9 protein-coding genes are annotated in these 12,738 nt (G+C 74.3%); 6 read left to right on the top strand and 3 right to left on the bottom strand.

The genetic code is table 11. The features are described from left to right. The first annotated feature begins 185 nt into the window (after nt 1-185). Nucleotides 186-1,151 (top strand): zinc-binding dehydrogenase, encoded by a 966-nt coding sequence (locus EDD90_RS19250; RefSeq protein WP_123974205.1) that lies wholly within the window; start codon nt 186-188, stop codon nt 1,149-1,151. 51 nt (nt 1,152-1,202) lie between these two features. Here the strand turns inward: EDD90_RS19250 and EDD90_RS19245 are convergent, their stop codons facing one another. Continuing rightward, a complete protein-coding gene (locus EDD90_RS19245) occupies nt 1,203-2,285 on the bottom strand; it encodes a PadR family transcriptional regulator (RefSeq protein WP_123974204.1) in 1,083 nt (360 codons plus the stop codon). A gap of 1 nt (nt 2,286) precedes the next feature. Further along, the gene (locus EDD90_RS19240; protein WP_123974203.1) at nt 2,287-3,225 is read right to left on the bottom strand and encodes a DUF4097 family beta strand repeat-containing protein; all 939 of its coding nucleotides are present in this window, start codon (nt 3,223-3,225) and stop codon (nt 2,287-2,289) included. Nucleotides 3,226-3,493: 268 nt separating this feature from the next. Here EDD90_RS19240 and EDD90_RS19235 point away from each other — a divergent pair, with 268 nt between their 5' ends. After that, the gene (locus tag EDD90_RS19235; RefSeq protein WP_123974202.1) at nt 3,494-4,306 is read left to right on the top strand and encodes a hypothetical protein; all 813 of its coding nucleotides are present in this window, start codon (nt 3,494-3,496) and stop codon (nt 4,304-4,306) included. Between the two features lie 133 nt (nt 4,307-4,439). On the opposite strand, the gene EDD90_RS19230 is transcribed toward EDD90_RS19235, so the two are convergent. Next, nucleotides 4,440-4,619: a DUF6104 family protein gene (locus EDD90_RS19230; RefSeq protein ID WP_023586593.1), complete on the bottom strand. Its 180-nt coding sequence runs from the start codon at nt 4,617-4,619 to the stop codon at nt 4,440-4,442. Between the two features lie 226 nt (nt 4,620-4,845). Here EDD90_RS19230 and EDD90_RS19225 point away from each other — a divergent pair, with 226 nt between their 5' ends. The 4 genes from EDD90_RS19225 to EDD90_RS58585 all read left to right on the top strand — a co-directional run bounded on the left by EDD90_RS19225 (nt 4,846) and on the right by EDD90_RS58585 (nt 12,727). Then, nucleotides 4,846-5,307: a CU044_2847 family protein gene (locus EDD90_RS19225; protein WP_123974201.1), complete on the top strand. Its 462-nt coding sequence runs from the start codon at nt 4,846-4,848 to the stop codon at nt 5,305-5,307. Further along, nucleotides 5,304-7,556 carry a trypsin-like peptidase domain-containing protein gene (locus tag EDD90_RS19220; RefSeq protein ID WP_123974200.1) on the top strand — a complete coding sequence of 751 codons (2,253 nt, stop codon included), beginning with the start codon at nt 5,304-5,306 and terminating at the stop codon, nt 7,554-7,556. The genes EDD90_RS19225 and EDD90_RS19220 overlap by 4 nt, the downstream gene beginning before the upstream one ends. 112 nt (nt 7,557-7,668) lie before the next feature. After that, nucleotides 7,669-8,700 (top strand): MoxR family ATPase, encoded by a 1,032-nt coding sequence (locus EDD90_RS19215; RefSeq protein WP_123974199.1) that lies wholly within the window; start codon nt 7,669-7,671, stop codon nt 8,698-8,700. Nucleotides 8,701-9,427: 727 nt separating this feature from the next. Continuing rightward, nucleotides 9,428-12,727: an SAV_2336 N-terminal domain-related protein gene (locus tag EDD90_RS58585; RefSeq protein WP_123974198.1), complete on the top strand. Its 3,300-nt coding sequence runs from the start codon at nt 9,428-9,430 to the stop codon at nt 12,725-12,727. Nucleotides 12,728-12,738: the final 11 nt, after the last annotated feature.

Here is a 12,738-nt window from a genome sequence, read left to right as displayed (position 1 = left end):
CCCCCGTATGGGGGTGGTGGGCGCTGTCGTCGGGTGCTGGTGAGTGGAGACCGAGCGCGCAGTTCCCCGCGCCCCTACGGGGCGCATCGTACGGGGCGCCGAGTGCGGGGCGTTGTGCGCAAGAGGGTATGTGTCACAGCGGTCCCCGGTTTCGCCCTCGGCCGCGAAAACCTATCGTCGGCTTCATGTTCGCCGTCTACGCCGCCCGAATCGACCGCGACCAGCCGCTCTCCGGACTTGAGTTGGGGGACCGTCCCGCCCCCGCCGCCCGGCCCGGCTGGAGTACCGTCGACGTCCGGGCCGCCTCCCTCAACCATCACGACCTCTGGTCCCTGCGCGGGGTCGGCCTCCCGGAGGGCCGGCTGCCGATGATCCTCGGCTGTGACGCCGCCGGCGTCGACGCGGACGGCAACGAGGTCGTCCTGCACTCCGTGATCGGGCAGAGCGGTCACGGGGTCGGGCCGGACGAGCCCCGCTCCATCCTCACCGAGCGCTACCAGGGCACCTTCGCCGAGCAGGTCGCCGTACCCACCTGGAACATCCTGCCCAAGCCCAGGGAGCTCTCCTTCGCGGAGGCCGCCTGTCTGCCCACCGCCTGGCTGACGGCGTACCGGATGCTCTTCACCAACGCGGGTGTACGCCCCGGCGACTCGGTCCTCGTGCAGGGCGCCGGCGGCGGTGTCGCCACGGCCGCGATCGTGCTCGGCAAGGCCGCGGGGCTGCGGGTCTTCGCCACCAGCCGCGACGAGGCGAAGCGCAAGCGGGCCCTGGAACTGGGCGCCGTCGAGGCCCTGGAGCCGGAGGCCCGGCTGCCGCAGCGTGTGGACGCCGTCATCGAGACCGTCGGCGCCGCCACCTGGTCCCACTCGGTGAAGTCGCTGCGGCCCGGCGGCACCATCGTCATCTCCGGCGCCACCAGCGGAGACCGCCCCTCGCACGCCGAGCTGACCCGGATCTTCTTCCTCGAACTGAAGGTGGTCGGCTCGACGATGGGTACCAAGGACGAGCTGGAGGACCTGCTCTCCTTCTGCGCCGCCACCGGCGTGCGCCCCGTCATCGACGAACTGCTCCCGCTCGACCGCGCCCGCGAGGGCTTCGAGCGGCTGGAGTCCGGCGACCAGTTCGGGAAGATCGTGCTGACGAATTCCTGAACGGGGGCGGGCCCGCGCTATGCGGTCGGGCCCGCCTTCGTCCACCGGGGCTCAGGGTTTCGGGCTGCGCAGCAGCGCTCCGATGTGGGCCGCCGCCGTCGACAGATGGCGGCGGGCGTCACGGAGCTGGTCCGCCGTCACCCCGTGGTCGCGGGCCGCGTCGCGGATGTCGTCGCGGAAGCGGTCCAGGAGCCGGTCGAGGTCACGGGCCGGGTCGCCGGTGCCGGTCTCGTCGCCGTGCGCCCACGCCGGGGCGTACTGCGCCGGGAAGTCCTCCGGGGTGCCCGAGTACTCCGGTGCCGGTGCCGACTTGCGCAGGTCCGGGCCGGTTCCGGGCTCCGGCTCGGTACGGCTGCCGAAGCCGAAGTCCTTGCCGAACTCCTTGCCGTAGTCCTTCCCGAACTCGCCGAACTCCTTGGCGAGTTCGGTGAGGCCCTCGCGGACGCCCGTCGGCCAGTCGCCGCGCGTGAAGTGGTCCTGGACGTGCTCCTGCACCCGGCGGGCGATGCGCTGCATCTCCTCCTGTGCCTGGGCCCGCGCCCGGGTCTGGGCCTCCTGGGCCTGCCGTCGGGCCCGCTGGGCCTCGTCACGCGCCCGGCGGCTCTCGTCCTTGGCGCGGCGGGCCTGCTCCTTCCACTCCTGCTTGACCCGGCGCATCTCCTCCTTGGCGGCCCGCCACGACTCCTTGTCACCGAGGTCGCCGTAATCCCCGGCCCCGGCCCCGGCCCCCGCCCCCGCGCCGCCGTGCCGGGCCTCGGAGGCGGCCGCCCGCACCTCGCGGCGCAGATCGCCGGCCGCGCCGCGCACGTCGGCCCTTATCTCGGCGGCCAGTTCGGCGACCGACTCGCGGATCTCCAGCTCCAGGTCGGCCAGCTCGCCGCTGCGGTCCGCCAGCTCGGCGCGGCCGGCGTCCGTGATGGCGTACACCTTGCGGCCGCCCTCGGTGGTGTGGGTCACCAGGCCCTCGGCCTCCAGCTTGGCGAGGCGGGGGTAGACGGTGCCCGCCGACGGGGCGTACAGGCCCTGGAAGCGCTCTTCGAGGAGGCGGATCACCTCGTAGCCGTGGCGCGGAGCCTCGTCCAGCAGCTTGAGCAGGTAGAGGCGGAGGCGGCCATGGGCGAAGACGGGAGGCATGTCAGAGCACCTTCTTGTCGGTCGTGCCGTCGGCCGGAGCAGCGGCGTCGGCATTGTCTCCCGGCTCGCTGTGCGGCCCGGCGCCGGTGGGCGGCTCGGCCTCCCAGGCCGCCCTCTCGTCGTCGTCCTCCTTGGGCGGGCGGCGCAGCAGGGCGATGGAGCCGGAGACCGTGGTGGCGCGGAGCATGCCGGTGCCCGCGCCGAGGCGGCCGGTGATCTTGTGGGCGCCCCACTGGCCGTGCACCCGCAGTCCGTCGAAGGCGTTGGAGATGGTGCCGCTCGCGGTGTTGGCCTCCACTTCGGCGTCGGCCGGGTGCGGAAGCCGGATGGCGATCTCGCCGGAGACGCTGGTCAGCCTGACGTCGGTCGGGCCGTCCGGGTCCAGGTCGATGATCATGGAGCCGCTGACCGAGTCGGCGCGGACGGCGGGGCCCGAGCCCTCGACGACGGTCAGGTCGCCGGAGACGGAGTTGAACCGTAGGTCGCCGGTGACGGCCTGGGCCTCCAGGTTCCCGGACACGGTGTCCGCGCGGACCTCGCCGGAGAGGCCGACCAGGGTGGTGTCGCCGGTGACGCCCCTGACCACCGAGGCGCCGCTGATCCCGGAGACGACCGCGGCGGCGCCGACCACGCCGACCTCCACGCGGGTGTCCGCCGGGACGGCGAGCGAGACGATCGCATGGCGCCGCCAGCCCTTGCGGTCGAGCCACTTGAGGAAACCCTTCCAGGGCAGGTCCTCGTAGGCCACCGTGAGGGTGCTGCCCTCATACGTGACGATCAGGGGTGGGCCCTCGATCTCGGAGACTTCGAGGCGGGCGGAACCCTCGTCCGTGCCCACGACGTTGACTGTTCCGTTGACGATGCGGACGTGCAGATCGCTCACGGGGGTGTCGAAGTCGAGCTTGCTGGGCTTGGCGACGGACCACTCGGACTTGGACATGGTGCGGACCTCCCTCGGCCGGGCACTACGGCTGACAAGGACGCGCATGCACGGCTCGCGCCATATCGCGTCTTCCGTGAAACACGATATATCGTGGCTGCGGGAAGTCAAGACACCCTTTCGCGTGATGGGTTGCGTCCGAGGTTGACCTCGGGCGGGCTTGGCGGGGTGCGTGCAGGGGCATGCGGGGGTGCATGCAGGGTGCATGCAGGGTGCATGCGGGGGTGCATATCGGGCGGTAGGCGGATGGATTGCTTAGCGTGTGTCCATGCCGCCGGACGAATCGAAGGCCGTCTCCCGGCCTGCCTCCGCGCCCGCCCCCGGGGCGCTGCTGCTGTGCCGGGCCGCCCCCGACGCCGTCGTCCCGCTCGCCCCTCTGCTGCGGGAACGGATGCTGCTGACCAGGGCCGGTGAGTGGAGCGTCCTGGTTCCCGAGGGCTCACCGTGGCTGCGCGGGGGCGAGCCCGCCGACCGCGTCCTCACCGGCTGGGCCGCCACGCTCGCGGTGGGTTCCGCGTGGCCCGTGCTCGCGCTGTGGTGGGACGCCGACCGGGCCGGCTGCGTCCTCGCGTCCGGCTTCCGCCGCCCGGTCGGTTACGCGTGGCTCCCCGACGGCACGCCGGCGGGGAAGAGCGAGGCGATGCACACGTTCGCGGCGCGGCTGGGGCTGGACCCGGTGCTGGACGGGCAGCTCCTCGACGGGCTGACCGCGCGGGATCCGGCGGCCGACGCCCGCGCGCGCCTGATGGGGCTGATCGCGGTCCTCACGCACGCGGGGGTGGAACTCCCGGAGGGGTTCGCGCCCGGTGAGCCCGGCGACCGTCTCCGCGAGGTGGCCGGCGCCGGGGCCGACGTGAGGCATGTCGGCGGCGTCGGGGGTATCCGGGGTGTCCGGGGTGTCGCGGTGGCGGGAGGGATGCCGAGGGCTCATCGGCTGGCCCTGGCCGAGGTGGCCGTGGGGGTGCCGGTCGCCGCGTGGGGGGTGCGGCGGCGCAGTGCGGGGTGGGCTGCGGTGGGGATGGCGCTGATGGCGCACGGGGGGCTGGAGCTGTCGTACGAGACCGTGTTTCCGCGTGATTGACCGGCCGGGTGCACGTCGTACTTCGGCTGCGGGCCGTCCGTGGCTGCTCGGGCGGTTCCCCGCGCCCCTTGAGGGGGCGCTCTCCCCTCCCGGTGCAGCGGAGCACCGCCCCCGAGGCCGGCCCAGGAGTCGCCTACTCCTCGTCCTCGTCGTCCAGTCGTGCCAGCCACGTCGCCAGCCGCTCCACCGGGACCTCGAAGTCGGGGTTCAGGTCGACGAACGTGCGGAGCTGTTCCGCGAGCCACTCGAAGGTGACCTCTTCCTCGCCGCGCCGCTTCTCCAGTTCCTCGATGCCTCGGTCGGTGAAGTACATGGGTTGCTCTCCTGCATGACAAGTGTGGGTGCCCGGTGATGGGCGCCTACCAGCCTAGGCTGACGGCGAAGGTGTGCCGTCGCCGAAGGGTAGGGCTCGTCTCCGGAGGGAAGGAGTCTTTCCCCGTGGGACGGAAGCGGCGATGTCTTCCCGTGCGGAGAGGGCGGGAAACCACGAACGACAGGGCGTAGGGAGCACACGGGGCTCGGGGGAACGGGGGAGCGGGATGGAGCAGGACGCTACGCGGATAGCGCGGGTGCGGTTGCCGGACGGTACGCCGGTGTGGGCGCGGATCTCCGGCGCCGAGGAACTGACCGTGCCGACGGGGGAGCTGTCGTACACGGACACCGGGTTCGCCGAGCGGGTGGAGGCGAGCGTGGAGAGTCTGCACTCGCTGGTGAACGGGGTCGCGCGGTCGCTCGCCGAGCCGCTGCGCGCCGTGCGGCCCGACGAGGTGAGCGTCGAGTTCGGGATCGAGCTGACCGCGAAGGCCGGGAAGGTCGTGGGGCTGCTGGCGGACGGGGAGGCGAAGGCCGCGATCACGGTGACGCTGACCTGGCACGGGGGCGGTCCGCCCGATCCGGACGCCCCCGGCCACGACGGCTCCCCGGCCTCGCACGCGGGCGCGTCGCACGGCGCCCCGGTGCACGGGGGCGCCCAGGGGGCCGGGTCCGGGGGCGCGGAATGACGGACCGGTACGACGGGGGCGCGTCCGGCGGCTCGGAGCCGGCCCATCACGCGCTGCGTGAACTCGTGATGGCGGCCACCGTGCGCATTCATCGCACAGGTGTCGGGTATGCCCCGGACGAGTCCGGGGCGTTTCTCGGCAGTGGTTTCTTCATCGCACCGAACTGGGTGCTGACCTGCGCCCATGTGATCCACGGCGGGGAAGGGGGCGAGGTCACCGTGATCTACCAGCCCGGTCCCTATGACGAGCCCCGAGCCGTGCCCGGCAAGGTCGCGGCGACCCTTCCGGAGCATGTCGACCGCCCGGGGCAGGGCGGCTGGCCCGCTCCCGACCTGGCGCTCGTCCGGCTGCGGGAACCGGTGGAGCACGAGTGTGTCTACGTGTCCGAGCGGCCGATGCCGCACTACACCGAGGGGCGGGTGTTCTACGCCGGCTGGGCCCCCTTCCAGGGGCAGCCGCAGCCGCACGACGGCTCGCTGACCGTGCACGGCACCATCGGCGGCTGGTCGACGGGCGCCCAGCTGCGCCTCGGGGAGAACGACCTGCCGCTCGGCGTCTCCGGCGGGCCCGTGATCGACCCGGCGCGCGGCGAGGTCGTCGGCGTGCTGAAGTCCCGCGCGGACCACGGATCGGGCGGCACGTCGATCGGGATCGAGCGGCTGCGCACCCTGCCGGTGGCGCCGGGCGACCGGCCGCACGACCTGTACCGGCACGGTCTGCGTCATCACGACCCGTACCAGCACGACCTCTACCAGGCCGTCTTCCACGCCCACGACCGCTACCACCGCGACCGGCAGCAGCCCACCGACTCCGGGCGCCCCACCTGGACCGACCTCCAGGCCGAACTGGGCACCCGTCCGGGCCGGACGCTGAGCCCCGACGAGCGGGTCGACCTGCTCGGCCGGCTCGCCGATCTGCCGCCTCCGGAGAGCACCCGCGGCCTGCTCGACATCCTCCACTCGCTGCCGGGCTTCCGGCTGCCGACGCTGTCGCCCGCACCGCGCGGCTGGCGCGACGGACTGGGCGCGCTGTACGAGAACGCGCGGCAGGACGGCACCCTCCGGCTCGTCGCCGAGTACGCGATGCGGGTCATGACCGCGGAGCGCCCGGTCACGCCCTTCGTGCTCGACGCCGAACAGGCCCTGTGGGAGTGGATCAAGCAGGCGGCGACCCGGCTGGACAGCGACACCCGCAGCGATCTCGCCCGCAGGCGCGCCCAGCACGTTGGCGACCGGCGGCGCGAGCGGCCCGGCCGCGACCGCGACCGCGACCGCGCCGAACACCGGACCGGGGGCGCGCCGGCTGAGCCGGCCCGGGCGCACCGGCCCGGCACCTCGCGGGACGGGGCCGTCCCGGTCTCCCTCTCCGTCCTGCTCGAAGTGGAGCATCTGGCCTGGAACCGCGGCCACTGCGACTGGTCGATCGCCGTGGTGGGGCCCGAAGGCAAGGCGACCCCGCTGAGCGACGGACAGGGCGCCCCGCTCGACGATCTCGCCGGCCGGGTCGCCGAGTCGCTCGCCGAGGCCTTCCGGCGCTGTGACGAGCCCGGGCGCCCGGTCCCGCTGCACGCCGCCCTTCCGTACCTGCTGCTCGACCTGCCGGTGGACGAGTGGCGGCTGCGGTCCGGTGCCGAACCGCTGGGCGCCGAACGGCCGGTGGTGGTCCGCTGCAAGGACCGCGACCAACTGCCGGGCGAGGACGGCGAGTACGCCGGTTACGACGGCTCCGGCGGTTACGACGGCTACGGCGGTGAACTCCCCGGCGACGACGAGGAGTCCGACCGCCGCGAACGCTGGCAGTGGGTGCACGACCGGCACGACCGCCCGGACACCCGCGCCAGGGCCGAGATACTGGACTGCGACGACGCGGTGCGCCGGCCCGTGTCGGACGTGGCGGTACTGCGCGGCCTCGCGCACGGGACCGTCCCGGTGCTGTGCCGCCAGGGCGACCAGCGCTACCCGGACGACGCCACCGCGCTCGGGCGGATCGTCCGGGCGGGGTACGGCGTGGTGCTGTGGCGCCGCTGGAATCGCCGGACCGACTCCGTGTGCGGGGAGTTCCACCGGGGCGCCCGGATGACCGTCTACGACGCGGTCGGCGCGGGCGCGCTGCCCGAATTGGTGTACGGGTTGCGCAAACAGGTGCGCGAGGGGCTCACGGAGGCGTTCTGGGCCAAGGACATCGCTCTCCTGTACGACGACCCGCACCAACCCCTGCCCGGCGCCGGTGACCTGCTGGAGGCGCCGTGAACTCACGCGCCCTGTGTGAGGCCCTTACGAGGTCTCGTGAAGGTCGATAACGTGATGCACGTTCGACGGCTGCCGTGGGGACGGGACGGACGAGTGACGACGAGGACCGGACATGACCGAATCCAGTGAGTGGCTCATCTACCGAGGCGCCGGGGAACCCCACGACGGCATGGACCGGCTGCCCCCGCCGCCCCCTTGGCGGGACTTCTCCGGCCGGGACGCCGAGGAAGGCGCCGACGGAGGCGACGGCTCCCGGGACCGCCGGCTCGGCGCGCACCGGCATCTGGCCGAGCTGCACCGGCCCGGCGCCGAGGAGCTGGAGATGATCAACGCGGCGCTGTACCTGCGCCGCCCGCTCCTCGTCACCGGCAGCCCCGGCGCGGGCAAGAGCACCCTCGCGCACTCGGTGGCGTACGAGCTGGGCCTGGGCAACGTGCTCCGCTGGTCCATCGTCAGCCGCTCCACACTCCATGACGGTCTGTACGACTACGACGCCATCGCCCGCCTCCAGGACGTGCAGATCGCCGCGCAGGGCGGCTACGGCACGGCGGGCGGCAACCCCGGCGCCGTCGAGGCGATCGGCAGCTACATCCGACTCGGCCCGCTCGGTACCGCGCTCCTGCCCTCCGACACGCCGCGCGTCCTGCTGATCGACGAGCTCGACAAGAGCGACATCGACCTGCCCAACGACCTCCTGAACGTGCTGGAGGAGGGCGAGTTCGAGATACCCGAGCTGCAGCGGATCGCCGACCGGCTGCCGGACGGCGAGGCCGAGGTGCTGACCGCCGACGGCACGAAGGTCCGGGTCCGGGACGGCCGGGTGCGCTGCCGGGCCTTCCCGTTCGTGGTCCTCACCAGCAACGGCGAGCGGGACTTCCCGGCCCCGCTGATGCGCCGCTGCATCCATCTCCAGCTGGACCGCCCCGACCACAACCGGCTCGCCACGTTCGTCCGCGCCCACCTCGGCGACGAGGCGGCCCGTGCGGGCGACGACCTGATCAACCGGTTCCTGGAGCGCTCCCGCAGTGAACTCCTCGCCGCCGACCAGCTGCTGAACGCGATCTACCTCACCGACGCGGCCGCCCCGCCCAGCCGCGACCGCCTCGCCGACCTGCTCATCCAGCGACTCGACCGCCCGAGGTGAGCCGCTGATGCCGGACGCAGCACCGCGACACGGCCCGGTCCCACCCACCCCCAACCGACCACCGAGCGGGCCACCCACACCAACCACGGCCCCACCACCGCCCAACTCCGCCGCGCCGGCAGCCGACTTGGCCGCGCCGGCAGGCGACTTCGCCGGGCCGACGGGTGGCTTCGCTGGGCCGACGGGCGATTTCGCCGTGCCGGCGGGGGGCTTCGGTACGTCGCCGACAGGCTCCGCCGTGCCGACGGGTGGCTTCGCTGGGCCGGCGGGTGGCTCCGGTACGTCGCCGACAGGCTCCGCCGCGCTGACGGGCGACTCCGGTGCACCTACCGGTGGCTCCGGCGTGCCGCCGACCGACTTCGTCGCGCCGGTGGGTGGGTCCGATGAGGCGACGGGTGGCTTCGGCGTACCGAAGGGTGGTCCGGGTACGGCGCCGACCGACTCTGTCGCGCCGGCGTTGGCTGCGGCAGCCGGGTTCACCGACGTCAACGACAGGGTTCCTGGGCCGGGTGGCCCCGGCGTGTCCGGTGGTGGTCCCGGGGTGGATGGTGCCGACGTGCCCGGTGGTGGTCCCGGGGGCGATGGTGCCGGCATTTCCGGTGGTGGTTCGCGGGCGGATGGTGCCGGTGGCTCCGGCGGGGGCCCTGGGGCGGGTGGGCCTCCCGGTGGGTTCGGTGATGGTGACGGCGGTGGTGGTGACCCGGGTGGGTCCTCCGGCGGGGATCCGTTGGCCGAACTCGTCCGCAGGCTGCGGGAGGTCGGGCTCGATCCGGATACCGAGGGGCTGAGCGACGCCATCTGGCTGGCCCGGTGGGCGCGGCCCGCGGTCGAGGCGGCGGAGGAGCCGTCGGTCGGCGGGTCCGGCCCAAGGGGTTCGTCCGGGGCCGCCGCCCCGGTGAGCGAGCCGCGGCGGGACACCCCGTCCGAGGCCGGACCGGGCACGCCGCCCCGGACACGACCCGTCGGCGCGGAGGCCACCGGAGCCGACCGCCGGGCCTCCCTCTATCCCCTGCCACAGCACGGCGCCGGGCACAGCCGGGCGGCCGGGCGGATCGCCGGGCTGCCGGTCGGTGTACCCGCGGCCCCCGCCCTGCCCGCGCCACTCGAACTCCAGCGCGCTTTACGGCCGTTGCAGGCCTACCGCAGCGCCGCACCGCCGCTGCGGACCGAGCTGGACGAGACCGGGACCGCCGAGCACAGCGCCCGCGCGGGCGGCCTGATCCTGCCCGTGTATCGCGCGGTGACCCGGGGCGACGCCCGGCTCCAACTGGTCCTGGAGGCCTCCCCGTCGATGCGGGTCTGGGACCGGATGTTCGCCGAACTGGTCCAGGTCTTCGGTCAGTTGGGTGCCTTCGGCGACATCCAGATCAGTCATCTGCACACCGGGCCCGACGGCGAGGCGGCGGTCAGCCGCAGCGCCGACGTGCACGCGGCCCCGCTGCACACCGCCGACCGGCTCAGCGACCCGACCGGGCGCCGTATCACCGTCCTCGTCAGCGACTGCGCCGGACCGCTGTGGCGCAGCGGCCGGGCCCACCGGCTGCTGTACCACCTGTCCCGGCAGGCCCCGGTTGCCGTGCTCCAGCCACTGCCGCAGCGGATGTGGAGCCGCACCCGACTGCCCGTGACGTACGGCGAGTTGAGTCGAGGTGAGACGCTGGGCGGCGCCACCGCACTGCATGTGCGCACCTTCGCGGGTGCCGCCTCGGGCGGGCCTCGGGGCGCCGTACCGGTGCCGGTGCTGCCGCCCGAGCCGGTGGCGCTCGGGGCGTGGGCGAGGCTGCTCTCCGGGATCGGCGCCGGACCGGTCGCGGGCGCGGTCGGCTGGGTGCGCGCGGACCAGCCGCCCGCGCCGGGGGCCCGCCCCGGGCGGCAGCCGTCACCGATCGAGCGGGTCAGCAGGTTCCAGTCCGTGGCCTCCCCGAGCGCCGGCCGCCTCGCCGTCTATCTGGCCGCCGCCCCGCTCTGCCTGCCGGTGATGCAACTGGTCCAGCGGACCATGCTGCCCGACTCCGGCCCCTCCGAACTCGCCGAGGTCCTGCTCGGCGGCCTGGTCAGCCGCGCCCGCGAGGACCATGTCGATCAGGGCACGGACGGCACCCAGTGGTACGAGATGGAACCCGAGGTCCAGGAGGCACTCCTGTCCACCCTCGGCCGCGACGAGGCCCTCCTCGTCCTCAAGCACTGCTCCGAGTACATCGAACAGCGCTTCGGCAAGGGCGGCCCCAACTTCCCGGCCCTCGCCCTCGCCCAGCTCGGCGACGGCGGCTCGGGACGGCCGTACACCCCGCCCGGCACCGGCTACCCGGTCCGCAACGGCGACAACGGTCACGCGACCCTGGTCCCGCAGCCCTTCGCCGAGGTCGCCGCCCGGGTGCTGGAGCGCTTCATGCCGCTCCCCGAGCAGTTCCGTCTCTACGGCGGCCGCGACACCGCCGCACGACCGGGCGAACGCCCCACCCATCAGGCGGTCGGCCGGGCCCGCGCCCTGCTCGCCCGGTTCGACACCGAGGGCATGGTGCAGGACCTCATCGACGCCGTGCAGTTGCTGCGCGGGGCCACCGAGCACGAGGATCCCGTGGACGCCGACCCGGAGCTGTGGGCGGAGTACGCCCTCTGCACGCTGCGGCTGTGGGAGGTGCAGGGCGGCGCCGATCTGCTGCGCGAGGCCGAGGAGGCGGCGGAACGGGCCGTGGCCCATCCGCACGCCCAGCGTGAACGGGCCGTGCTGGCACGGGTGTTGCGGGCGGCCGCCACCGACCGCAGGCGGCGCGGCGACCAGGAGGGCGCCCTAGACCTGCTGCGCCGCGCCGACCGGGAGTACGTGGTGGCCTGCGGGGCCCCCGACCTCGACCAGCGGGAGGCGCTGCGGCTGACCCTGGAACGGGTCGGCGCTCTGGAGGCGCAGTGGAGCCTGGGCGGGGACAGCGCGCTGCTGCAGGGCGCGGTCGGCATGCTGGAGGCGTTCGCCGACGCCTGGCCGGACCGCCGCAACCGGCCGCCCGAACTGCCCCGGGCCCACGGTCGCATCCTCCTCCGCCTCTCCGACGCGACGGCCGACCCCGAACTGGCCCGCGGCTACGCCGAACAGGCGTCCCGCTCGCTGCGCGACGCCCTGGAGTCCGGCGCGGAGGCCCCCGACCGGGTCACGGTACGACTCGACCTGGTGGACGCCCTGCTGCGTGCGGGGGGCGCCCTGGACGAGGCCCAGGACCGGGTGGACGAGGTGCTGGCGGTCACCCGCAAGCGCGGCCAGCGCGCCGCCCTGCACCTGAGGGCCGGGCGCATCCGGGTCGCCCGGTACACCGAGACCGGCGACCCGCGCGAACTGCAGGAGGCAGCGGCCGCGTTCGCGGACGCGGCCGCGGAGACGTCCCGGGACGACCCGGCCTACTCCCAGGTCCTGGCCGAGTGGGGCGAGGCCCTGCTGCGCCGGGCGGCCTCGGAGCCGGGCGACCGCGCCTGGGCACCCCTGTCCCAGGCGATCCGGGTGCTCCGGGACTGCCGCCGGGAGACCCCGTCCGGACACCGTGAGACGGGCTACCGTCTGCTCCTGCTCGGCAGGGCCCTGATCCTCCGCTACCGCCGGCGCGGCGACCGGGTGGACCTGCGCGAGGCGGAGTACCTCTTCGGTCTGGCGGCGCATGCGGCGATCTCGGCCGACGACCCGCTGCTGGCCACCCGCTGCCGGCTGGAGCTGGGCCAGGCGCAGTACGAGGCCTACCGCAGCCTGGGCCGTCCGACCAGGCTCGACGAGGCGGTGGACGCCTTCCGGCTCGCCGCCGAGTCGGCCCGCGAGGCGGAGGAGGAGGCCCGCACCGAGCGCCGCCGCCAGGAAGCGGTGGTGCTGGGCGCGCAGGCCCACCACTGGCGGGGTATGTCCTATGAGGCGGCCGCCCGCCCGAGGGCGGCCCGCGAGGCCTACCGGGCCGCCCGCACGGAGTGGTCACGACTGCCGGACGGCACGCTGAGCACGGGCGAGCCGACGGCGCACGACACGGCGGAGCGGCTGGCTGCGCTGGAGTGAGCGGGGACGAG

Source organism: Streptomyces sp. Ag109_O5-1 (genome assembly GCF_003814875.1).
Taxonomy (GTDB): domain Bacteria; phylum Actinomycetota; class Actinomycetes; order Streptomycetales; family Streptomycetaceae; genus Streptomyces; species Streptomyces sasae.
Note: the sequence above shows the minus strand (reverse complement) of the source record. Positions and strands in the feature narration are given on the sequence as shown.

Excerpts from the sequence above, each read along its gene's own strand:
- EDD90_RS19250 (WP_123974205.1), top strand. The coding sequence starts at position 186 with ATGTTCGCCGTCTACGCCGCCCGAATCGACCGCGACCAGCCGCTCTCC.
- EDD90_RS19245 (WP_123974204.1), bottom strand. The coding sequence starts at position 2,285 with ATGCCTCCCGTCTTCGCCCATGGCCGCCTCCGCCTCTACCTGCTCAAG.
- EDD90_RS19240 (WP_123974203.1), bottom strand. The coding sequence starts at position 3,225 with ATGTCCAAGTCCGAGTGGTCCGTCGCCAAGCCCAGCAAGCTCGACTTC.
- EDD90_RS19235 (WP_123974202.1), top strand. The coding sequence starts at position 3,494 with ATGCCGCCGGACGAATCGAAGGCCGTCTCCCGGCCTGCCTCCGCGCCC.
- EDD90_RS19230 (WP_023586593.1), bottom strand. The coding sequence starts at position 4,619 with ATGTACTTCACCGACCGAGGCATCGAGGAACTGGAGAAGCGGCGCGGC.
- EDD90_RS19225 (WP_123974201.1), top strand. The coding sequence starts at position 4,846 with ATGGAGCAGGACGCTACGCGGATAGCGCGGGTGCGGTTGCCGGACGGT.
- EDD90_RS19220 (WP_123974200.1), top strand. The coding sequence starts at position 5,304 with ATGACGGACCGGTACGACGGGGGCGCGTCCGGCGGCTCGGAGCCGGCC.
- EDD90_RS19215 (WP_123974199.1), top strand. The coding sequence starts at position 7,669 with ATGACCGAATCCAGTGAGTGGCTCATCTACCGAGGCGCCGGGGAACCC.